General features: G+C 71.9%; 20 protein-coding genes. 15 read left to right on the top strand and 5 right to left on the bottom strand.

Features of this window, described 5'->3' with window-relative positions:
* Positions 1–65 precede the first annotated feature (65 nt).
* Positions 66–431, bottom strand: a complete 366-nt coding sequence (locus tag J2Y70_RS06915) for a DUF6164 family protein (protein WP_309915099.1) — start codon at positions 429–431, stop codon at positions 66–68.
* Positions 432–496: 65 nt separating this feature from the next.
* Between J2Y70_RS06915 and J2Y70_RS06910 the strand changes: the two genes are divergently transcribed.
* Positions 497–940: an FKBP-type peptidyl-prolyl cis-trans isomerase gene (locus J2Y70_RS06910; protein WP_309915096.1), complete on the top strand. Its 444-nt coding sequence runs from the start codon at positions 497–499 to the stop codon at positions 938–940.
* A gap of 13 nt (positions 941–953) precedes the next feature.
* A complete protein-coding gene (locus J2Y70_RS06905; protein WP_309915094.1) occupies positions 954–2207 on the top strand; it encodes a TIGR03862 family flavoprotein in 1254 nt (417 codons plus the stop codon).
* Positions 2208–2433: 226 nt separating this feature from the next.
* Here the strand turns inward: J2Y70_RS06905 and J2Y70_RS06900 are convergent, their stop codons facing one another.
* The 3 genes from J2Y70_RS06900 to J2Y70_RS06890 all read right to left on the bottom strand — a co-directional run bounded on the left by J2Y70_RS06900 (position 2434) and on the right by J2Y70_RS06890 (position 5984).
* Positions 2434–2943 carry a GNAT family N-acetyltransferase gene (locus J2Y70_RS06900; RefSeq protein ID WP_309915091.1) on the bottom strand — a complete coding sequence of 170 codons (510 nt, stop codon included), beginning with the start codon at positions 2941–2943 and terminating at the stop codon, positions 2434–2436.
* Positions 2940–4565 carry an FMN-binding glutamate synthase family protein gene (locus tag J2Y70_RS06895; RefSeq protein ID WP_309915087.1) on the bottom strand — a complete coding sequence of 542 codons (1626 nt, stop codon included), beginning with the start codon at positions 4563–4565 and terminating at the stop codon, positions 2940–2942. Before J2Y70_RS06895 ends, J2Y70_RS06900 begins: the two co-directional genes overlap by 4 nt.
* A gap of 126 nt (positions 4566–4691) precedes the next feature.
* A complete protein-coding gene (locus J2Y70_RS06890) occupies positions 4692–5984 on the bottom strand; it encodes a nucleotide sugar dehydrogenase (RefSeq protein WP_309915085.1) in 1293 nt (430 codons plus the stop codon).
* 316 nt (positions 5985–6300) lie between these two features.
* On the opposite strand from J2Y70_RS06890, the gene J2Y70_RS06885 reads away from it, so the two are divergent.
* Positions 6301–6624 carry a transposase gene (locus J2Y70_RS06885; RefSeq protein WP_263398051.1) on the top strand — a complete coding sequence of 108 codons (324 nt, stop codon included), beginning with the start codon at positions 6301–6303 and terminating at the stop codon, positions 6622–6624.
* Positions 6625–6642: 18 nt separating this feature from the next.
* Entirely contained in the window at positions 6643–6819 is a 177-nt protein-coding gene (locus J2Y70_RS06880) for a hypothetical protein (RefSeq protein WP_309915080.1), read from the top strand.
* 193 nt (positions 6820–7012) lie between these two features.
* Here J2Y70_RS06880 and J2Y70_RS06875 read toward each other — a convergent pair whose 3' ends face one another.
* A complete protein-coding gene (locus J2Y70_RS06875) occupies positions 7013–7993 on the bottom strand; it encodes a LacI family DNA-binding transcriptional regulator (protein ID WP_309915076.1) in 981 nt (326 codons plus the stop codon).
* A gap of 158 nt (positions 7994–8151) precedes the next feature.
* Between J2Y70_RS06875 and ptsP the strand changes: the two genes are divergently transcribed.
* From ptsP to J2Y70_RS06820, 11 genes are all read left to right on the top strand, one after another.
* Positions 8152–10671 (top strand): phosphoenolpyruvate--protein phosphotransferase, encoded by a 2520-nt coding sequence (gene ptsP / locus J2Y70_RS06870; RefSeq protein WP_309915073.1) that lies wholly within the window; start codon positions 8152–8154, stop codon positions 10669–10671.
* Entirely contained in the window at positions 10668–11621 is a 954-nt protein-coding gene (pfkB, locus tag J2Y70_RS06865; protein ID WP_309915070.1) for a 1-phosphofructokinase, read from the top strand. The genes ptsP and pfkB overlap by 4 nt, the downstream gene beginning before the upstream one ends.
* 82 nt (positions 11622–11703) lie before the next feature.
* A complete protein-coding gene (locus tag J2Y70_RS06860; RefSeq protein WP_309915067.1) occupies positions 11704–13431 on the top strand; it encodes a fructose-specific PTS transporter subunit EIIC in 1728 nt (575 codons plus the stop codon).
* A 91-nt stretch (positions 13432–13522) separates the two neighbouring features.
* Complete coding sequence (locus J2Y70_RS06855; RefSeq protein ID WP_309915064.1) at positions 13523–14788, top strand: carbohydrate porin; 1266 nt, start codon at positions 13523–13525, stop codon at positions 14786–14788.
* Between the two features lie 880 nt (positions 14789–15668).
* Positions 15669–16376, top strand: coding sequence for a response regulator transcription factor (locus tag J2Y70_RS06850; RefSeq protein ID WP_309915061.1), 708 nt, complete (start codon positions 15669–15671; stop codon positions 16374–16376).
* A complete protein-coding gene (locus J2Y70_RS06845; protein ID WP_309915058.1) occupies positions 16373–17785 on the top strand; it encodes a sensor histidine kinase in 1413 nt (470 codons plus the stop codon). The genes J2Y70_RS06850 and J2Y70_RS06845 overlap by 4 nt, the downstream gene beginning before the upstream one ends.
* A 10-nt stretch (positions 17786–17795) precedes the next feature.
* Entirely contained in the window at positions 17796–17930 is a 135-nt protein-coding gene (locus J2Y70_RS06840; protein ID WP_309915055.1) for a hypothetical protein, read from the top strand.
* Between the two features lie 69 nt (positions 17931–17999).
* Complete coding sequence (locus J2Y70_RS06835) at positions 18000–18827, top strand: alpha/beta fold hydrolase (RefSeq protein ID WP_309915052.1); 828 nt, start codon at positions 18000–18002, stop codon at positions 18825–18827.
* The gene (locus J2Y70_RS06830) at positions 18827–19189 is read left to right on the top strand and encodes an EamA family transporter (protein ID WP_309915051.1); all 363 of its coding nucleotides are present in this window, start codon (positions 18827–18829) and stop codon (positions 19187–19189) included. The genes J2Y70_RS06835 and J2Y70_RS06830 overlap by 1 nt, the downstream gene beginning before the upstream one ends.
* Positions 19186–19584, top strand: coding sequence for a DMT family transporter (locus J2Y70_RS06825; RefSeq protein WP_309915046.1), 399 nt, complete (start codon positions 19186–19188; stop codon positions 19582–19584). The genes J2Y70_RS06830 and J2Y70_RS06825 overlap by 4 nt, the downstream gene beginning before the upstream one ends.
* Positions 19574–20779: a DegT/DnrJ/EryC1/StrS family aminotransferase gene (locus tag J2Y70_RS06820; protein WP_309915044.1), complete on the top strand. Its 1206-nt coding sequence runs from the start codon at positions 19574–19576 to the stop codon at positions 20777–20779. The genes J2Y70_RS06825 and J2Y70_RS06820 overlap by 11 nt, the downstream gene beginning before the upstream one ends.
* Positions 20780–20838 lie beyond the last annotated feature (59 nt).

The raw sequence follows: 20838 nt of genomic DNA, 5'->3' as shown, positions 1-20838 counted from the left end.
AGCCGCGCGCATGCGGCGCGACGTGTGCCCAGGATTGCCCTGCCCAATCCGATCGCGTGCCGGCCCTAGCCGCGCAACAGGAAGAACGGCAGCAGCACCAGCGAAGCGATCAGCAGCATGCCCAGCAGCGTGGCCAGCACGAACAGCGGGCGCCGCCGCAGCAGCGTGGCGAAGGTCTCGGCGCTGCCGTCGCGCAAGGCGGCGGCGCGCTCGGCGCGGGCGCGTTCGCCGCGCTGGGCCTGGTAGTCGGCCAGCAGCGCCTTGGCCCGCGCCTGTTCGGCGTCCTCGCGCAGCCACACGCCGCCGGAGGAAATGCCGAAGGTGCCGGGACGCGTCTCGTAGTAGTCGATGCGCGCGGCATCCAGCAGCGCGCGCACGTCGGCGAGTTCGTCGTCGGGGACGTTGCGCAGGTTGAGCAGCAGTTTGGCCATGCGCCGATGATAGCCGCTGCGGCGATGCGCTACCCTTGCATGCCCTGTTCGCCATGGATGACCGCATGCGCCGTGTCCTGTTGCTGTTGAGCCTGTCGTTGCCGGTGTGGCTGTTGAGCGGCTGCACGCCGCCGGGTCCGCCCGCCGGCGGCAGCATCGCCGCGTTCCAGATGATCGACGAGCGCGTCGGCAGCGGCGCCGAGGCGCGGCCGGGCAGCCAGGTGACCGTGCACTACACCGGCTGGCTGTACGACGAGAACGCCAAGGACCAGCGCGGCGAGAAGTTCGACGCCTCCGCCGACCATGGCCAGCCCTTCAGCTTCGCGCTCGGCGGCGGCCAGGTGATCCGCGGCTGGGACGAAGGCGTGGCCGGCATGCGCGTGGGCGGCAAGCGCAAGTTGATGATTCCGTCCGACTACGGCTACGGCGCCAGCGGCGCTGGCGGGGTGATCCCGCCGAACGCCTCGCTGGTGTTCGAGGTCGAGCTGCTCGACGTCAAGCCGCGTTGAGCCGGCAACGCCGATGCCCGCCAGCAAGCTCGCCGCCGCCGTGCGCGGCCGCATCGCCATCGTCGGCGGCGGCCCGGCCGGGCTGATCGCCGCCGAGACCGCGCGCGCCGCCGGCGCCGAGGTCGACGTGTACGAGGGCAAGGGCTCAGTCGGGCGCAAGTTCCTGATTGCCGGCAAGGGCGGGCTCAACCTGACCCACTCCGATCCGTTCGCGCTGTTCGTCTCGCGCTACCGCGAGCGTGCCGCGCAGGTTGGCGCGTGGCTGGCCGACTTCGATGCCGACGCGCTGCGCGCCTGGGCGCAGGCGCAGGGCGTGGAGACCTACGTCGGCAGTTCCGGTCGCGTATTCCCGCTGGACCGCAAGGCCGCGCCGCTGCTGCGCGGCTGGGTGCGGCGGCTGAAGGAGGCCGGGGTGCGCTTCCACGTGCAGCACCGCTGGCTGGGCTGGAACGGCGACGGCACGCTGCGCTTCGCCAGCGCCGAGGGCGAGCGTGCGGTCCATGCCGACGCCTGCGTGCTGGCGCTGGGCGGCGGCAGCTGGCCGCAACTGGGTTCCGACGGCGCCTGGCAGGACACGCTGCGCGCGCGCGGCGTCGAGGTCGCACCGCTGCAGCCGGCCAACTGCGGCTTCGATATCGACTGGAGCGCGCATTTCCGCGAACGCCATGCCGGCGCGCCGCTGAAGCCGGTGGTTGCGCACTGGCGGGATGCGCACGGCCGCGAACACGCCTTGCAGGGCGAGTGCGTGGTCGGCGAACACGGCATCGAAGGCAGCCTGGTCTATGCGCTGTCGGCGGACCTGCGCGAGGCCATCGCCGCGCATGGACCGGCCACATTGTGGCTGGACCTGGCGCCGGGCCGCGACCTGGCACGGCTGCAGGCCGAGCTGGGCAAGCCGCGCGGCGGGCGCAGCTTCGGCGAGCACCTGCGGCGCCAGGCCGGCATCGACGGGGTCAAGGCGGCGCTGCTGTTCGAGGTCCTCGGCAAGCAGGCCGGCGACGATCCGGCGCGCGCGGCGGCCACGCTGAAACGGCTGCCGCTGACCCTGCAGCGCCCGCGCCCGCTGGCCGAGGCGATCAGCAGCGCCGGCGGCGTGCGCCTGGAGGCGCTGGACCCGGCGCTGATGCTGCACGCCCTGCCCGGCACCTTCTGCGCCGGCGAGATGCTCGACTGGGAAGCGCCCACCGGCGGCTATCTGCTCAGCGCCTGTTTCGCCAGCGGGCTGCGCGCCGGGCGCGGGGCGGTGGCGTGGTTGGGGCGTGGATAGGCACTTCGGGACTCGGGACTCGGGACTCGGGACTCGGAAAAGCTTGCGCTTTCGCTATGGACTTGGGAATAGCGCTTTTGCAGCGCTGAAGCGGATGTCGCGCGTCCAGTGGATCGCGCGCAATAACCGTTCTTCGAGTTGAGGTGTGCGAGCGAGTGCACGCTGCCATGCTGCGGTCGCCGTGCAGCGGCGACCGATCATATTGGCCGCAACGGCTACGGGCGCCTCATGGGCTTGATGCCGCTGCGCCGAACTTTTCCATGTACACACATCCCAGCGTGATTCCGCTGGGATGCGCGTAGCTGCCCTCGCGCACCACCACGTAGCCGTGCGCACTGTAGAACGCGACCGCATTGAGCGCCGCCGCCAGGTGGATGCGCGTTGCCGGTGGCAGCTTCGCTTCCAGCGCGCGCAGCAGGCGGCCGCCCAAGCCGGTGCCCTGCGCCTCGGGCGCAACGAACAGGCCGTCGATCTCGTTGCCGGCCAGGTCGGCGACGCCGAAACCGAGCAGGCGGCCGGCGCTGTCTTCGGCGAGGACGCCGGCGCCGCTGCCGAGCACGTGCTGGTAGTTCGCCGGCGCGGGCGCCGCCGCCCAGGCCTCGATCAGCGCCGGCGGATAGTGCGAACGGCACACCTCGCGCACGCAGCGCGTGCGCAACGCCCACATCGCGTCGATGTCCGCCGGCGTCGCCGGCCGCAGCTGGAACGGCCGTGCTGGCGCGGTGTCGGCGCTCATCGCGACTTGCTCTCGCGCAGGCTGCGGATCCGCGCCGGCGGCTGGAACGAATCGCTGCGCGCGTCGGCCCAGTACTCCTGGAACACCGCGTGGTCGGGCACGCCGTCGCGCAGCAGCTCGCCCGGCTCCAGGTAGCGGTACAGCGACGCCAGCGAGCGGATCTCGACCTGCGAGATGCGGCGCAGGATGTGCTCCGGCCCCAGCTGCGACGGATCTTCCAGGCCGGCGGCGCTGAGCAGCTCGCGCAGCGCCTTCAGCGTATTGGCGTGGTAGTGCTGCACGCGCACCGCCTTGTCGGTCGGATCCAGGTGCTTCCAGCGGCGCTGGTCCTGGGTGGCGATGCCGGTCGGGCAGCGGTCGCTGTGGCAGCTCAGCGACTGGATGCAGCCCAGCGCGAACATGAAGCCGCGCCCGGCGTTGCACCAGTCCGCGCCCAGCGCCAGGGTGCGCGCGATGTCGAACGCGCTGGTGATCTTGCCGGCCGCGCCGAGCTTGATCCGCTCGCGGACGTCCAGCCCGACCAGGGTGTTGTGCACCAGCAGCAACGCCTCGTGCATCGGCACGCCGACGTGGTCGATGAACTCGGCCGGCGCCGCGCCGGTGCCGCCTTCGGCACCATCGATCACGATGAAATCCGGGTACAGCGCGCTTTCCTGCATCGCCTTGGCGATCGCGAACCACTCCCACGGATGCCCGATCGCCAGCTTGAACCCGGTCGGCTTGCCGCCGGACAGCTCGCGCAGCCGGGCCACGAACTGCAGCAGCTGCAGCGGCGTGGAGAACGCCGAATGCCGCGACGGCGACACGCAGTTCTGGCCCATCGCCACGCCGCGGGTGGCGGCGATCTCGGCGCTGACCTTGGCCGCCGGCAGCACCCCGCCATGGCCGGGCTTGGCGCCCTGCGACAGCTTGATCTCGATCATCTTGACCTGCGCCAGCGCGGCGTTGGCGACGAAGCGTTCCTCGCTGAAACGCCCGTCCGCGTCGCGGCAGCCGAAGTAGCCCGAGCCGATCTCCCACACCAGGTCGCCGCCGCATTCGCGATGGTACGGCGAGATCGAGCCTTCGCCGGTGTCGTGGTAGAAGCCGCCGCGGCGCGCGCCTTCGTTGAGCGCGCGAACGGCGTTGGCCGACAGCGCGCCGAAGCTCATCGCCGAAATGTTGAACACGCTGGCCGAGTACGGCTGCGCGCAATCGGCGCCGATGGTGATGCGGAAATCGTGGTCGGCGATCTCGCTGGTCGCCAGCGAGTGGTTGATCCACTCGTAGTCGGTGGCGTAGGCGCTGCGCAGGGTGCCGAACGGGACCACGTCCATCACGTTCTTGGCGCGCTGGTAGACCAGGGCGCGCTGCTGGCGCGAGAACGGCGCCTCCTCGATGTCGCTCTGCAGGAAATACTGGCGCATCTCCGGGCCCACCGATTCCAGCCCGTAGCGGAAATGCGCTAGGATCGGATAGTTGCGGCGCAGCGTGCTGCGGGTCTGCAGCAGGTCCCAGGTGCCGAGCAGCGCCAGGACCGCGAACGCGGCCACGCCCCAGCCCCACAGCGGCCAGATCGCGCACAGGGCGATGGACAGCGCCAGCAGCACGCAGCTGGCGACATAGGCTAGGTAGCGGTGCATCGCGTTCCTCGCGGAATTGTGAAGGCAGCGAGTGTAGGCGGTGCAGGCCGGCAATGGCGCTGGCGCGGCCTTTGGTCCGCTTGGGCGAGGTACAGCTTGGCGGTGCACAGCGCCCGGCGCTGGCGGCTACAGCCGATCGTCCACCGCCTCGCGCGGCCACACCGACTTGACGTCGTAGACCACCAGATTCGGCGTGCCCAGCGCGCGGATCTGCGCGGCATCGAAACCGCGATACTCGTCGTGCGCCACCGCCAGCACCACCGCGTCGTAACGGCCGGCTACCGGCGCCGGCGCCAGTTCCACCCCGCCGTGCTCGCGGGCCAGCTGCGGCTCGGCCCAGGGATCGCAGGCGTCGACCCGCGCTCCGCTGGCGGCCAGCGCCTGCACCAGTTCCAGCGCGCGGCTGTTGCGCAGGTCCGGGCAGTTCTCCTTGAAGGTGACGCCGAGCACCAGGATCGTGGCCGCGGCCATGTCCACGCCCTTGTCCGCCAGCAGCGCCTGCACCCGCGCGGCGACATGCGCGCCGACCCGGTTGTTGACTTGGCGCGCGGTGTGGATCAGGTCCGGGTGGTAGCCCATGCTCTCGGACTTGTGCAGCAGGTAGTACGGATCCACGCCGATGCAGTGGCCGCCGACCAGGCCGGGGCGGAACGGCAGGAAGTTCCACTTGGTGCCGGCCGCCTCCAGCACGTCCTGGGTATCGATGCCGAGGCGGTCGAAGATCAGCGCCAGTTCGTTGACCAGGGCGATGTTGACGTCGCGCTGGATGTTCTCCACCACCTTCGCCGCCTCGGCCACGCGGATCGACGGCGCGCGCCAGGTGCCGGCGGTGATGATGCTCGCGTACAGCGCATCCACCGCGTCGGCCGCTGCGGCGCTGGAGCCGGAGGTGATCTTGCGGATGTCGGCTAGGCGCCGCTGGCGGTCGCCCGGATTGACCCGCTCCGGGCTGTAGCCGCAATGGAAGTCTTCGTTGAAGCGCAGGCCCGAGCCCTGTTCCAGCAGCGGCACGCAGACTTCCTCGGTGGTGCCCGGATACACCGTGGATTCGTAGATCACCAGGTCGCCGCGCTTGAGCACGCCGGCGAGCAGTTCGCTGGCCTGGCGCAGCGGCTGCAGGTCCGGCTGCTCGTAGGCGTCGATCGGCGTCGGTACGGTGACGATGTAGACGTTGCGGTCGCGCAGCGCGGCCGCATCCTCGCTGTAGTGCAGGCGCACGCCGGCGCGCAGTTCGTCGGGTTCCATTTCCAGGGTCTGGTCGTGGCCGTCGCGCAGCTGCGCCACGCGCTGGGCGTCGATGTCGTAGCCGAGCGTGTCGTAGCGCGCGCCGAACGCCACCGCCAGCGGCAGGCCGACGTAGCCCAGGCCGATGACGGCGATGCGCAGCTGCGCGGGATCGAACGCGATATCGACGGGCATGCCGTTCCTTTCGGGGCGCCGCGGCGGCATGCGCCGACGATGCGGTGGTTGCGGGAGTGCGGATGTCCGCAACGCGGACGCATGGCCATGGTAAGCGCCGCGGCAGCGCGCTCCAAGCGCCGCCGCCGGCGGCGTCTTCACGTCTGGCGCGGCGTCGCGTGTCGCCCGGAATGTGACGCAGCGTCGCCGGCGCTGTCACGCCGTGCCAACGCGAGATGACCTGATCTTGACGTGGCCGGGTCTAGGGTGGCGAAGCGCCTCCGCGCAACCTAGCTCATCCCCAATTCAAAGCACCTCAATTACAGGAGAACTCGCCGTGAGCCATGCTCCATCCCTGCTCGTGGATGTCGAAGCCGAACTGGCGCATTGGAAGATGCTGCACGGTGAAGGCAAGCTGGGGCCGCAGTCCTTCAGCGAGCATGCGCGTCTGATCAAGATGGCGTGCGATGTGTTCCTGCAACTTCCGCGCGAATCCAACGAGGTGCGCATGCAACGTCTGCGCCAGCGCTACGACGCCGAACACCCGTGGCCGCGGATCGCCTGGAGCGACGCCGAGTCCTTCGTCCGCGCGTGCTGGGCCAGGCTGGACGGCACCGGCCAGCACGAACCCTATCCCGCGCCCGCGGGGAGCCCCGCCTGACCCTTCCGGAGACAGCGCATGTCGACCACGCGCAAGCAAGAGAACGCCCACAGTCACCAGCAGCAGAGCCACACGGCCGACAAGCTGCACAACGACGATGCGAAATGGCGGGACCGCGACCAGCCGGACAGCGATCCGGAACGCAACCACGCCGACCCCGAGCACGATTACCCGCGCCCCGACGGCAGCGAATGATCGCGGCGGCCTTTGCCGCCGCACAGTGAAGGCGCACCCGTACCAGCCGGCGCCGCGACAGGCCGGCATACAGGCCGGACCAACCCGCTGACCCCGAAAGAACTCGCCCCGGTCGGTGCCGGTCCGCTGCAGACACGCCGGCGCCGGCGCCGGCGGCTACCCTGTCGGACCACCTCCCGCGAACGCGGGAACGTCAGCGCAGGCTCGAACCGCGCACGATGCAGCGCCCGCTCAACACCACCTTGCGCATCGGCAGCGTCGGCGCATTCAGCCGCTCCAGTAGCAGCGACATCGCGGTGCGGCCCATCTCCTCCACCGGCTGCTCGATCACGGTGATGCCCGGTTCGACCAGCTCGGTCCAGCTCTCGTTGTCGAAGCCGGCCAGCGCCAGGTCCTGCGGAATGCGCAGGCCGGCGCCGCGCGCGGCCTTCAGCGCGCCCATCAGCAGCAGGCTGTTGCTGGCCACCAGCGCCTCCGGGCGTTCGGGCTGCGCCAGCCACGCCTGCACCTCGGCGGTCGCCGCCTCCGCGCTCGGCGCCACCTCGCGGTAGCTCGGCGCCAGGCCGTGCGCCTGCATCGCCGCCAGGTAGCCGTCGCGGCGCTCGGCGGCGGTGCTGCTGGTCTTGCCGAACAGCCCGCCGATGCGTTGGAACCCGCGCTCGGCCAGGTGCTCGATCAGCGCGCCCATCGCCGCGACGTTGTCCAGCACCACGCTGTCGTGCACGCCGGCCTTGCCGGCGCGGTCGATCAGCACCACCGGGTAGTCGAAATTCAACTTCGGCAACTGGCTCTGGGTGGTGCGGGTCGGCGCGAAGATCAGGCCGCTGACCCGCTCTTCCTGCATCAGCTGCAGGTACAGCGCCTCGCGCTGCGGATCCTCGTCGGTGTTGCACAGGATCACGCGCATGCCGGCGCGGTAGGCCACATCCTCGACCGCGCGGATCGCCGCGGTGAAGAACGGGTTGCGGATGTCGGCCACGATCAGCCCGACGATCCCCGAATGCTGCGAACGCAGCCGCCGCGCCATCAGGTTGGGCCGATAGCCGGTCTCGCGCACCGCCGCCTCGACCCGCGCCCGCACGTCCTCGCTGACCGGGCCCTGGCCCAGCGCTCGCGACACCGTCGAGGTGGAGACGCCGGCCACCCGTGCCACGTCGTGGATGCTGACTGTCACTGGCAACGTTCCCGCAAAATTTCCACTCCAACTCCTTTCCTGGTGGCCGCATTCGATAGTAACACCGGCATTTCCCCGATAAATTGTGCAGTGCACATTGACTCAGGAGTGGGAACGTTCCCACACTCCACCCACTCGCCGCTCCCCAGACCCGAAGGATGTCCCGCGTGACCCAGACGAATCCCCCCGTATTGGTCGCCAGCGAGCTGGTCCGCGTCAACGTCCAGGTCCGCGACAAGGCCGACGCCATCGCCCAGGCCGCGCAACTGCTGGTCGCCGCCGGCTGCGTGCCGCCGGCCTACGCGGCCAGCATGCTGCGCCGCGAAGCCCTGGCCAACACCTTCCTCGGCCACGGCGTAGCGATCCCGCACTGCACCGGCGAGGACCGCCACCTGGTCCAGCGCGACGGCATCGCGGTGCTGCAGATCCGCGACGGCGTGGAATGGAATCCCGGCCAGACCACGCACTTGGTGGTCGCCATCGCCGCGCAGTCCGACACCCACATCACCCTGCTGCGGCGCCTGACCCGGCTGATCCAGGACCAGCCGCGGCTGGACGCGCTGTTCGCCAGCGACGACCCGCAGGCGATCGTGGCCGCGCTGAGCCAGGATCCGGCCACGGTCGCGAGCGGCGCCCCGGTCGCCGACCTGGCCGAGCGCTTCGACTGGACCGTGGCCTACCCCACCGGCCTGCATGCGCGCCCGGCCACGCGCTGGGTGGAGACTGCGCGCGGCTTCGCGGCGCGGATCCAGGTGCGTGCCGGCGCGCAGACCGGCGACGCCAAGAACCTGGTGTCGCTGCTGCAGTTGGGCCTGCATGCCGGCGACACGGTGACGATCTCGGCCGAAGGCCAGGATGCCGCCGCCGCGCTGGCGCGGCTGCGCAGCGTCATCGACGGCCTCACCGCGCAGGAGAAAGCCGACGCGCAGGCCGCGGCGCAGCGCCGTGCCGCACCGGTCGCGGGCTGGACCCCGCCGCAGGCGCAACCGGCCATCGTCGGCATCGGCGCCAGCCCGGGCCTGGCGATCGGCGTGGTGCACAAGCTGGCCGGCAACGACGGCCCGGTGCCCGACGCGCCGGTGCCGCTCAGCGATGGCGGCGCGCTGCTGCACGACGCGCTGCTGCGCACCCGCCAGCAGCTGCAGGCGATCGAGGACGACACCCGGCGCCGGCTCGGCGCCGGCGACGCGGCGATCTTCCGCGCCCAGGCCGAGCTGCTCAACGACACCGACCTGATCACCCTGGCCTGCCAGCTGATGGTCGAAGGCCATGGCGTGGCCTGGTCCTGGCAGCAGGCGGTCGAGCGCATGGCCAACAAGCTGTCGGCGCTGGGCAACGCGGTGCTGGCCGGGCGCGCCAGCGACCTGCGCGACGTTGGCCGCCGGGTGCTGACCCAGATCGATCCGAGCCTGGCCAGCGGCAGCCTGGAGCACCTTCCCGATCGCCCCTGCATCCTGCTCGCCAGCGACCTGTCGCCGTCGGACACCGCGCACCTGGACACCAGCCGCGTGCTCGGCCTGGCCACCGCGCTGGGCGGGCCGACCTCGCATACCGCGATCCTGTCGCGCACCCTGGGCCTGCCGGCGCTGGTCGCCGGCGGCGCCGACCTGATGGACCTGGAGGATGGCGCCACCGTCATCGTCGACGGCAACAGCGGCCGCCTGTACCTGGCGCCATCGGAGGCCGACCTGGCCTCGGCGCGCGCCTACATCGACGACCAGCGCCAGCTGCGCGAGCGCGAGGCCGAGCAGCGCAACCAGCCGGCGCAGACCCAGGACGGCCACCGCGTGGAGATCGGCGCCAACGTCAACCTGCCCGAGCAGGTGCCGATGGCGCTGGCGCAGGGCGCCGAGAGCGTGGGCCTGATGCGCACAGAATTCCTGTTCCTGGAGCGCGGCAGCACGCCGAGCGAGGACGAGCAGTACGCCACCTACATGGCGATGGCCAAGGCGCTGGACGGCCGTTCGCTGATCGTGCGCGCGCTGGACATCGGCGGCGACAAGCAGGTCGCGCACCTGAACCTGCCGCGCGAGGACAACCCGTTCCTGGGCGTACGCGGCGCGCGCCTGCTGCTGCGCCGCGCCGACCTGCTGCAACCGCAGCTGCGCGCGCTGTACCGCGCGGCCAGGGACGGCGCCAAGCTGGCGATCATGTTCCCGATGATCACCTCGGCGGCGGAGATCGTCGCGCTGCGCGCCGAGTGCGAGCGCCTGCGTGCGGAGCTGGACGCGCCGGAGGTGCCGCTGGGGATCATGATCGAAGTGCCGGCGGCGGCGATCCAGGCCGACGCGCTGGCGCGGCATGCCGACTTCTTCTCGATCGGCACCAACGACCTGACCCAGTACACGCTGGCGATCGACCGGCAGAACCCGGATCTGGCCGCCGAGGCCGACAGCCTGCACCCGGCGGTGCTGCGCCTGATCCGCACCACCGTCGAAGGCGCCGCCACGCACGGGCGCTGGGTCGGCGTGTGCGGCGGCCTGGCCGGCGATGCGTTCGGCGCGGCGCTGCTGACCGGACTGGGCGTGCACGAGCTGTCGATGACCCCCAACGACGTGCCGGCGGTGAAGGCGCGCCTGCGCGGCAGCCGCCTGGACGCGCTGCAGGCCTTGGCGCAGCGCGCGCTGCAGTGCGAAAGCGCGGCCGACGTGCGCGCCCTGGACGGAGCCGGCGCATGAGCGTGCAGGCGCTCAGCGTGACCCTGAATCCGGCGATCGACCTGACCGTGGCGATCGACCGGCTGCAGCCCGGCCAGGTGCATCGCGCCAGCAGTGCGCACGCCATCGCCGGTGGCAAGGGCATCAACGTCGCCGCCTGCCTGGCCGATGCCGGCATCGCCACGGCTGCGCTCGGCGTGCTCGGCGCCGGCAACGCGCACCTGTTCGAAACCCTGTTCGCCGCGCGCGGCATCGACGACCGCTGCCTGCGCGTGCCCGGCGATACCCGGACCAACCTCAAGCTGGTGGCCGCCGACAGCGGCGCCACCACCGACATCAACCTGCCCGGGCTGCCGCTGGGCGCGGACGAGCTGCACGCGGTCGGCGCGCGCCTGGCCGAGCTGCTGCGCCCGGGCCTGCCGGTGGTGCTGACCGGCAGCCTGCCGGCCGGGCTGGCCGAGGACAGCTGGCGCACGCTGCAGGCGCAGGCCGTCGCCGCCGGCGCGCGGGTGTTGCTGGATACCAGCGGCGCGCCGTTGCGCGCAGCGCTGGCGGCGCCGGACGCGCAGCTGCCGTTCGCGATCAAGCCCAACCGCCACGAACTGGAGGACTGGGCCGGCACAGCGCTGCGCGAAACCGCCGAGGTGCTGACGGCGGCGCGCGCCCTGCTCGCACGCGGCATCGCACTGGTGGTGGTGTCGCTGGGCACCGACGGCGCGCTGTTCGTGCGCGGCGAGCAGGCGCTGCTGGCGCATCCGCCGCAGCTGGCCGGCGGCAGCAGCGTCGGCGCCGGCGATGCGATGGTCGCCGGGCTGGTCGCGGCGCTGCTCGCCGACGCCGACCTGACGACCTGCGCGCGCCAGGCCACCGCCTTCGCCGTGGCCACGCTCGGCAGCGGCGCGGCGCGCCGGCTGCCGCGCGAGCAGGTCGACGGCATCGCCGCCGCGGTGCGCATCGAGTCGCTGCAATGAGTCGCTCGTCGAACGCCATGTCCTCGTACTCCACGCCGCCGCCTTCGCGCGCGGCGTCCCCCTGCGTCCATCGGGAGCAAGCATGAATCCTATCTTCGTGGTGATCGTCGCCGGCGAGCGCAGCACCGAAGCCGTCCTCGCCGCCGAAGCCTTGCGCCATGCGGCCAGTGCGCGCGGCGCGGTGCTGCACGCCGAGGTGCGCACGCCGCAGGGCGTGATCGCGCCGCTGGACCTGGCCGCGGCCGGCAGCGCCTATCCGCTGCTGCTGGTCGGCGATGGCGATGCCGATGCAGCACGCTTCGACGGCGCCGCGCCACTGCGCGCCAGCCTGGATGCGGTGCTCGACGATGCCGCCGGCGTGCTGGCGCCGCTGCTGGCCGCGGCCAGCGCCGCGCCGGCGGCGACCGCCAACACGGCCACGCAGACGGATGGTCCCAAGCGCATCGTCGCGGTCACCTCCTGCCCCACCGGCATCGCCCACACCTTCATGGCCGCCGAAGGCCTGCAGCAGGCGGCCAAGTCCCTGGGCCACCGGATCCGGGTCGAGACGCAAGGCTCGGTCGGCGCGCAGGACACGCTCAGCGACGCGGAAATCGCCGAAGCCGACCTGGTGCTGATCGCCGCCGACCGCGAGGTGGACCTGTCCCGCTTCGGCGGCAAGCGCCTGTTCAAGAGCGGCACCAAGCCGGCGATCAACGACGGCCCGGCACTGATCCGCAAGGCCCTGGCCGAGGCCGGCATGCACGTGACCAGCGGCAACGGCGCCACGCCGGCGAACAGTGAGCGCGGCAGTTCGGCCGGCCCGTACAAGCACCTGATGACCGGCGTGTCGTTCATGCTGCCGTTCGTCACCGCCGGCGGCCTGCTGATCGCGCTGGCGTTCGCGCTGGGCGGCATCTACGCCTTCGACGACGCGCACAAGGGCACCCTGGCCTGGTCGCTGTTCCAGATCGGCGCCAAGGCCGGCTTCACCCTGATGGTGCCGGCGCTGGCCGGCTACATCGCCTACTCCATCACCGACCGCCCCGGCATCGCCCCCGGCATGATCGGCGGCATGGTCGCGGCCAACCTCGGCGCCGGCTTCATCGGCGGCATCTTCGCCGGCTTCATCGCCGGCTACGGCGTGGCCGCGCTGAACCGCGCGATCAAGCTGCCGCGCACGCTGGAAGGACTCAAGCCGGTGCTGATCCTGCCGGTGCTGGGCACCTTGCTGGTCGGCCTGACCATGCTGTACGTGGTCGGCCAGCCGGTCGCCGAAGCGCTGGCCTGGCTCACCGACTGGTTGCGCGGCATGCAGGGCAGCAGCGCGGTGCTGCTGGGCCTGCTGCTGGGCGCGATGATGGCCTTCGACATGGGCGGACCGGTCAACAAGGCCGCCTACGCGTTCTCCACCGGCCTGATCGCCAGCCAGGTGTACACGCCGATGGCCGCGGCGATGGTCGCCGGCATGACCCCGCCGCTGGGCATCGCGCTGGCGACCTGGGTGTTCCGCAACCGCTTCACCCGCGAGGAGCGCGGCACCAGCGCCGCCACCGGCGTGCTCGGCCTGGCCTTCGTCACCGAAGGTGCGATCCCGTATGCGGCGCGCGACCCGCTGCGCACCATCCCGGCGCTGATGCTGGGTTCGGCGCTGGCCGGCGCGATCTCGATGGCCGCCGGAGCCGAACTGAAGGTGCCGCACGGCGGCGTGTTCGTGCTGCCGATCCCCAACGCGGCGACCCATCTGGGCATGTACCTGATCGCCCTGCTCGCCGGCACCGTGCTGACCGCGCTGGCGCTGCGCGTGCTGAAGAAGCCGGTCGCCGAATAAGCCCCGCGCCGGCGCGCCGCCGGGGGCGATTCCCCTCCCCCGTCGCCCACGGCGACGCGCCGGCCTCCCCATGCCCCCAGGAGTCTCCCCCATGTCCCTCCCCCTCACCCGGCGCCTGGCGCTCACCGCCCTGGCGCTCGCCGTCGCGCCGCTGGCCCATGCCCAGGACGGCAGCGACGCGTTCAAGCTCAAGCTCGCCTACACCGGCGAGGCCGCGGTCTCGCTGGACGGCGGCAAGGAACAGGGCAGCGCCTACGCCGGCCAGCTGATGCTCGGCACCGACGTCGACCTGCAGCGCTTGCTGGGCTGGAACGGCGCCACGCTGAAGGTCTACGCGATCAACCGTCACGGCACCAACCTGGCCAACAGCGACATCGGCAACAGCACCTCGGTGCAGGAAATCTACGGCGGCCAGGGCACGCGCCTGGCCAACTTCACCCTGCAGCAGAAGCTGTTCGACGACCGCCTGGAACTGGAGGCCGGACGCAGCGTGGCCAACATCCACTTCCTCGGCTCGGAGCTGTGCGGCTATTTCCAGGGCAACTCGGCCTGCGGCAACCCGACCTACGTGTTCCGCACCAGCAACTTCACCTGGTGGCCGGTGTCCAGCTGGGCCGCGCACGCCAAGGCCTGGGTGACCCCGCAGGTGTACGTGCACGTCGGCGCCTACGAGGTCAACCCGACCCAGGCCGAGGACGGCGAGCACGGGCTGAACTGGAGCACCCGCGACCGCACCGGAGTGATCGTGCCGTACGCGGTCGGCTACAAGACCGACGCGGCGAGCGTGCGCTTGCCGGCCATGTACGAGCTCGGCGGCTGGCAGGACAACTCCGACTACAGCGATCCGCTCTACGACCGCAACGGCAACCCGGCGCGGCTCAGCGGCCTGGACCATGCCAACCGCAACGGCCGCTCGGGCGCGTTCTTCCGCTTCGAGCAGCAGGTCACCCGCCCCGACCCGGACAGCGCGCGCGGGCTGGTGCTGTTCGGCTCGGTGCTCAAGGGCACCTCCGGACAGCTGATCGAGGACCACTTCCTGGAGCTGGGCCTGGTCCAGCGCGGCACCTTCGCCAGCCGCCCGCAGGACAACATCGCCTTCGTCGTCACCCAGCAGCGCTACAGCGACGACGCACTGGAAGACCTGCGCCTGGCGCGTGCCGCGGCCGGCGGCAGCGGCACCCCGCACAGCGCGCAGACCATGATGGAACTGAGCTACGGCATCCAGGTCACCCCGCAGCTGCGCATCGCGCCGAACCTGCACTACATCGTGCATCCGGACCAGTTCAACGAACCGGCGCGCACCCGCGATCTGCCGAATGCGTTGGTGGCGGGGATGCGGGTGGATTGGGCGTTGTGAGTATTGTTCGGGACTCGGGACTCGGTGCAGGCGGCGGCTGTGTGAGCGCTGGCGGTAACCTCGTCGGCGTTTTTATCGAGAGAGATGCCGCAGCCTGCAGTAGATGGCAGGCCGCGCGGTCGAAGTCGGGAGTCGATCCCACCGCTGCCAATTCCGGTCCGAGCGCGCAGCAGCGGTACCGGCAATCCAGTTGATCCCTATCGACCGGTCGGAAGGTGGCGAGGCGAGGCGCGCCATGGCGACTGGAGCGGGCACGCGCTGACCCTTCGCCATGGTCCCTACCGTTACTGGCGGACGACCCGTCCGCCGATTCCCACGTCGGCGGGATCGGCGATCCGCAGCGCGGCAGCACGGTTGCAGGCGCGCAACCAGAACCCAAACCTAAAACGCACGACGCCCCGGCATGCCGGGGCGTCGTGCGTTCCGTCCGTGTCACTCCGTTCGCATGCTCGCGCGCCGGTCCGTCGGCGCATGCGGGAACGAAATCAGGTGGCCGGCGAATCGAGATCCGTTCGATTCCGTGCAAGTGCGCATCCCTGGCGCGGGAGCGATGACGTTGCCGACACGCACAGGATGCCCGCCGTCGCGCGCCGGCGCGATCGGCCGACACCGCGCCTTACTGTCAGAATTTCCCGACATGCGCCGACCGCCGATGAGGGCCTAGCGCTACGCGCTGCAAGTTGCCGCGCATAGCGCCATTGCGGCGGTCAGGCGCCGCAGGCAGTCGCGCGCCGCGGCGCGCTCCTTCCCGCCTCGTCCGGCGCCGGCCGCGCCGCACTGCCATGCACGGTCCGCCGCTACATAAACGGAACCCATCGCGATCCCCTGGCCAGCGCCGATTACGACGGTTTTCCAACATCGCCGTTGCAAGCATCGCGGCATGCGCATCCTGGTTGCCGAAGACGACACGTCCATTGCCATCGCCCTGCGCGACTCGCTGGCCGAGTGCGGGCACGTGGTGGACCACGTCAATGACGGCGCCGCCGCCGAGCGCGCGCTCAGCGCCGAGTGCTACCACCTGCTGGTGCTGGACCTGGGCCTGCCGCGGCGCGACGGCCTGCAGGTGCTGCAGCGCGTGCGCGAACGCCGCGACGAGGTCGCGGTGCTGGTGGTGACCGCGCGCGACGGCGTGGAGGACCGGATCCGCGCCCTCGATCAGGGCGCCGACGACTACCTGATCAAGCCGTTCGAACTGTCCGAGTTCCTGGCCCGCACCCGCGCCCTGCTGCGCCGGCGCAGCAGCGGCGGCATCCCGGAAATGGCCCTGGGCCAACTGCGGATCAACCTGGCCGGGCGCCGGGTGTGGCTGCACGACCAGCCGCTGGAGCTGACCGCGCGCGAGTTCGCCCTGCTGGAGACGCTGCTGCTGCGCAGCGGGCGCGTGGTCAGCCGCGGCCAGCTCACCGATGCGCTGTGCGACTGGCAGCACGAAATCACCGACAACGGCCTGGACATCTCCATGCACCGCCTGCGCCGCAAGCTGCACGGCTCCGGGGTCGGCATCCGCACCATCCGCGGCCTGGGCTACCTGCTGGAAGAATCCCGCGACGCCGACGCCGACGCCGCCCACGCCCCGCACGCGTCGTGAGCGCGGCGGCGGCGGGCGCGGTTCCCGCCCATCCCAGCCTGCGCCGGCGCCTGCTGGCGTTCCTGCTGATCCCGACCCTGCTGCTGATGCTGGTGGTCTCGGCGCTGTTCTACCTGCTGATGCTCACCTACTCCAACCACGTCCACGACATGGACCTGAAGGAGGACACGCTGGGCCTGGCCAAGGCGGTCAACGACGCCGGCGCCAGCCTGCCGCTGCCGCTGCAGGCGCGGCGCCTGCTCGAATACAGCAGCGACGGCCGGGTGTTCTTCGAGGTGCGCAGCCGCGACCACGGCGTGATCAGCAACAGCGCGCAGCCGATCCCGGCGCATGCCGCCCCCGCGACGCTCGGCCGGGTCGCACTGCGCGACGAACGCATGGCCGACGGCACCCCCGTGCGCGTGGCCAGCCTGATCGTGCCGTCGGCGTGGGAGACCCGCGACCGGCTGACGATCTCGGTGGCCGAGACCCTGGACGACCGCCACCGCCGCGCGCGCGAGATCCTGATGCTGATGCTGCCGATCGAACTACTGCTGACCTGCTCGTTGCTGGGGCTGGTCTGGCATGGCGTGCGCGTGGGCCTGCGCCTGCTGCAGCCGGCGGTGCGCCGGCTCGACGACAGCCAGCGCGATCTCAGCCCGGTGTCCGGCCCCGACATCCCGATCGAAGTGTTGCCGCTGACCCAGGCCATCGACGGCCTGCTGGGCCGGCTCAAGCAGCTGATGGCCTTGCAGGAGCGCTTCGTCGCCGACGCCGCGCACCAGCTGCGCACGCCGCTGGCCGGACTCAGCATGCACGTGCAGCGCGCCCAGGCCAGCACCCGCGCGCAGGACACCGCGCAGGCGCTGCAGCACATCCGCCAACTGACCGACCGCGCGATCCGCAGTTCCACCCAGCTGCTGGCGCTGACCCGCGCGCAGGCGCCGCGCGAGAGCATCCGCCCGCTGCTGCCGCTGGACCTGGCCGCGTGGCTGCCGCAGGCGCTGGCCGAACGCATTCCCGACGCGCTGCTGGCCGGGGTCGACCTCGGCTACGACGACGCCGACAGCGAACCGGCCTGGGTCGAGGCGGATGCCTGGTCGCTGCGCGAACTGCTCGACAACCTGCTCGACAACGCCTTCAAGCATGCCGCCGGCAGCATGGTCACGGTGAGCCTGCGGCGCATGCCGCGGCAGCTGCGACTGGCGATCGACGATGCCGGCCCGGGGCTGGACGACGCCCTGCTGCCGCGCCTGGGCGAGCGCTTCTTCCGCGCCCCGGACGCGCCCGAAGGCGGCACCGGCCTGGGCCTGGCGATCGTCGCCAACATCGCCGAGCGCCACCACGCCACCCTGCGCTACCAGCGCTCGGCGCTGGGCGGCCTGCGCGTGGAACTTGACCTGCCGGGCAGTGCGGCGCCGCCGGCATGAGCCGGCGCAGTTGCACGACGACGCCGACGGCGCCGGCAACGACCGCAGCGTGGCCTGCGTGCTGGCGTTCCTCCAGCCGTCGGCGCTGCGCCTGGGCCAGCGCGTGCTGGTGCGCTTCCGCACTCCGGCCGCGGCGCCACGCTGACCGGAAAGGCTGCTGAAACGCATCCGCGCCACGCTGCGCGCGATCCCCAGTCCCCCGCGCCGTGACGCCATGATCCGATCCGCCGAATTCCACTTCCAGGGCGGCCGCCACGGCGTGCTGCTGATCCACGGCCTGACCGGCACTCCCAGCGAGATGCGCCTGCTCGGCAAGTGCCTGCACCGCGAGGGCTTCAGCGTGCACGGCGTGCAACTGGCCGGGCATTGCGGCGACGAGGACGACCTGCTCGCCACCGGCTGGCGCGACTGGTCCGCCAGCGTCGAACAGGCCGCGGCGCGGATGCGTCCGCAGGTGGACAAACTGTTCGTGGCCGGGCTGTCGATGGGTGCGCTGCTGGCGCTGCAACTGGCCGAAGAGCGGCCGGAGTGGATCGACGGCGTGGGCGTGCTCGGCGCCACCTTCCGCTACGACGGCTGGAACATCCCGCGCCGCGCGCGGCTGGCGTTCCTGCTGCCGTGGTTCAAGCGCCTGGGCATCGGCCGCCGCCGCACGTTCCTGGAAGAACCGCCATACGGCCTGCGCGACGAGCGCATCCGCGCGCAGATCAGCGGCGCGATGCTCGGCGGCGACAGCAGCGCCGCCGGCCTGCCCGGCAATCCGTGGCACGCGCTGGCCGAGATGCACCTGCTGTCGCGGCGGGTGCGCCGCTACCTGGCCAAGGTGACCGCGCCGTGCCTGGTCGCGCACGCGGCCGAGGACGACATCGCGCATCTGCGCAACGCACAGCTGGTGGTGGCCGGCGTGTCCGGGCCGGTGGAACTGCTGCTGCTGCACGACAGCTACCACATGATCACCCTGGACCGCGAACGCCGCCTGCTCGGCGCGCGCCTGGCGCAGTTCTTCGCCGCGCAGGCCGCGGCGCCGCGCCAGGCCGCCTGATGGCGCTGCAGGCGCCCGTGGTCGGCGTGTGGCTGGCGACGGTGGCGCTGGACACCATCGGCCAACTGGCCTTCAAGCACGTCGCCAGCGATCCGTTGGCGAGCGGCGCGGCGCGCTGGCGGCGCATGGCGCGGCAGCCGTGGCTGTGGCTGGGCATGGGCTGCTACGCGTTCGAATTCCTGGCCTGGACCGCGTTCCTGTCGCTGGTGCCGCTGGGTCGCGGCGTGCTGCTGGGCTCGATCAACATCGTGGCGATCATGCTCGCCGGGCGCTGGCTGTTCGGCGAACGGCTGGGACGCATGCAGGTGGCCGGGGTCTGCCTGGTCAGCGCCGGCGTGGCCGTGGTCGGGCTCGGCACATGAGCCGGCCGCCGCTGCAGCGCTACGCCATCGGCTTCGCCCTGTTGCTGGGCTTCGACACCCTGGCCCAGTTCGGCTTCAAGCTCGGCGGCGCGCACGCGTTCCCGCCGCAGGCCGACTGGGCCTGGCTGCTGCGCCTGCTCGCCAGCCCCTGGCTGTACGCCGCGCTGCTGGGCTATGTCGGCGCGTTCTTCACCTGGATGAAACTGCTCGAGCACGCGCCGATCGGGCCGGCGTTCGCCGCCTCGCACCTGGAAGTGGTCAGCGTGCTGCTGCTGTCGGCGTGGTGGTTCGGCGAACCGATCGGCATGGTGCAGGCGCTCGGCGCGGTGCTGATCGTGGCCGGCATCGCCTGCCTCGCGCTCGGCGAGCGCACCGCCCCGGCCGATGCGCACTGAAGTGCCGCCCACCGCCGGCTTGCCGCTGCGCTGGCGCGACCTGTGGCCGGCGCGCGCGCCGCAACGGCTGGCCGCGCAACTCGGCCTGCCCGACGCGCTGCTGACCTGCTCCGGCACCGCCGCGCTGGTCGTCGCGCTGCGCACCCTGGCCGCGAGCAGCCGCCGCCGGCAGGTGCTGGTGGCCGCCTACACCTGTCCGCTGGTGGCGCTGGCGGTGGCCCATTGCGGCCTGCAGCTGGTGTTGTGCGATCTATTGCCCGATGCGATCGAACCGGACCCGGCGCAGCTGGCGCAGCGCTGCGGCAACGACACCCTGGCGATCGTCGCCACCCACCTGGGCGGGCGCCTGACCGACCTGGCCCCGCTGCGCGCCGCCGCCGCGGCCTGCGGCGCGATGCTGATCGAGGACGCCGCGCAGGCGCTGGGCGGCGTGCATGCCGATGGCACCCTGGCCGGCCTGGGCGGCGACATCGGCTTCTGCAGCCTGGCGGTGGGCAAGGGCCCGACCCTGTACGAAGGCGGCCTGCTGCTGTCGCGCCATGCGCCGCTGCGGCGCAGCCTAGCCGCCACCGCGGCACGCCTGGGCCAGCCCGACTGGCGCTGGGAACTGCGCCGCAGCCTGCAGTTGCTGGGCTATGCCGCGCTGTACCGGCCGCGCGCCTTGCGCTGGGCCTACGGCATGCCGCTGCGCCGCGCGCTGCGTCGCGGCGACCGCGTCGCCGCGGCCGGCGACCAGTTCGATGTGGCGATCCCGCAACACGCGGTCGGCGCCTGGCGCGAAGCCGTCGGTGCGCGGGCCAGTGCGCGCTGGCCTGCGTTCCTGGCGCAGGCGCGCGCGCAGGGCCTGCGCCGCGCCGCGCGCCTGGCCGCGATCGCCGGACTGCGGGTCGTCGCCGACAGCCCCGGCGCGCAGGGCAGCTGGCCGGCGCTGCTGGTGCTGCTGCCGGACGCGGCCGCACGCGAACGCGCGCTGGCGCGGCTGTGGCCGCGCGGGCTCGGCGTCGGCCTGCTGTTCGTGCACGCCCTGCCCGACTACGCCTACCTGCGCGACATCGTCGACGCCGCGCCGATGCCCAACGCACGCGACTTCGCCGCGCGCTGCCTGAGCATCAGCAACAGCCCGTGGCTGGACGAAGATGGGTTCGAGGCGATCGTCGCTGTGCTGCGGCTGGTGTGTGCGGAGCGCGCGGACTGACCTGGTGTTGTGTGGGAGCGACTTCAGTCGCGAGGCATTACCGGTAACGCCCGTCGCGA

The organism is Xanthomonas sp. 1678 (assembly GCF_031455575.1).
GTDB lineage: Bacteria > Pseudomonadota > Gammaproteobacteria > Xanthomonadales > Xanthomonadaceae > Xanthomonas_A.
The sequence above is the reverse complement of the archived record's forward strand: the minus strand, read 5'-3'. Positions and strand labels throughout refer to the sequence as shown.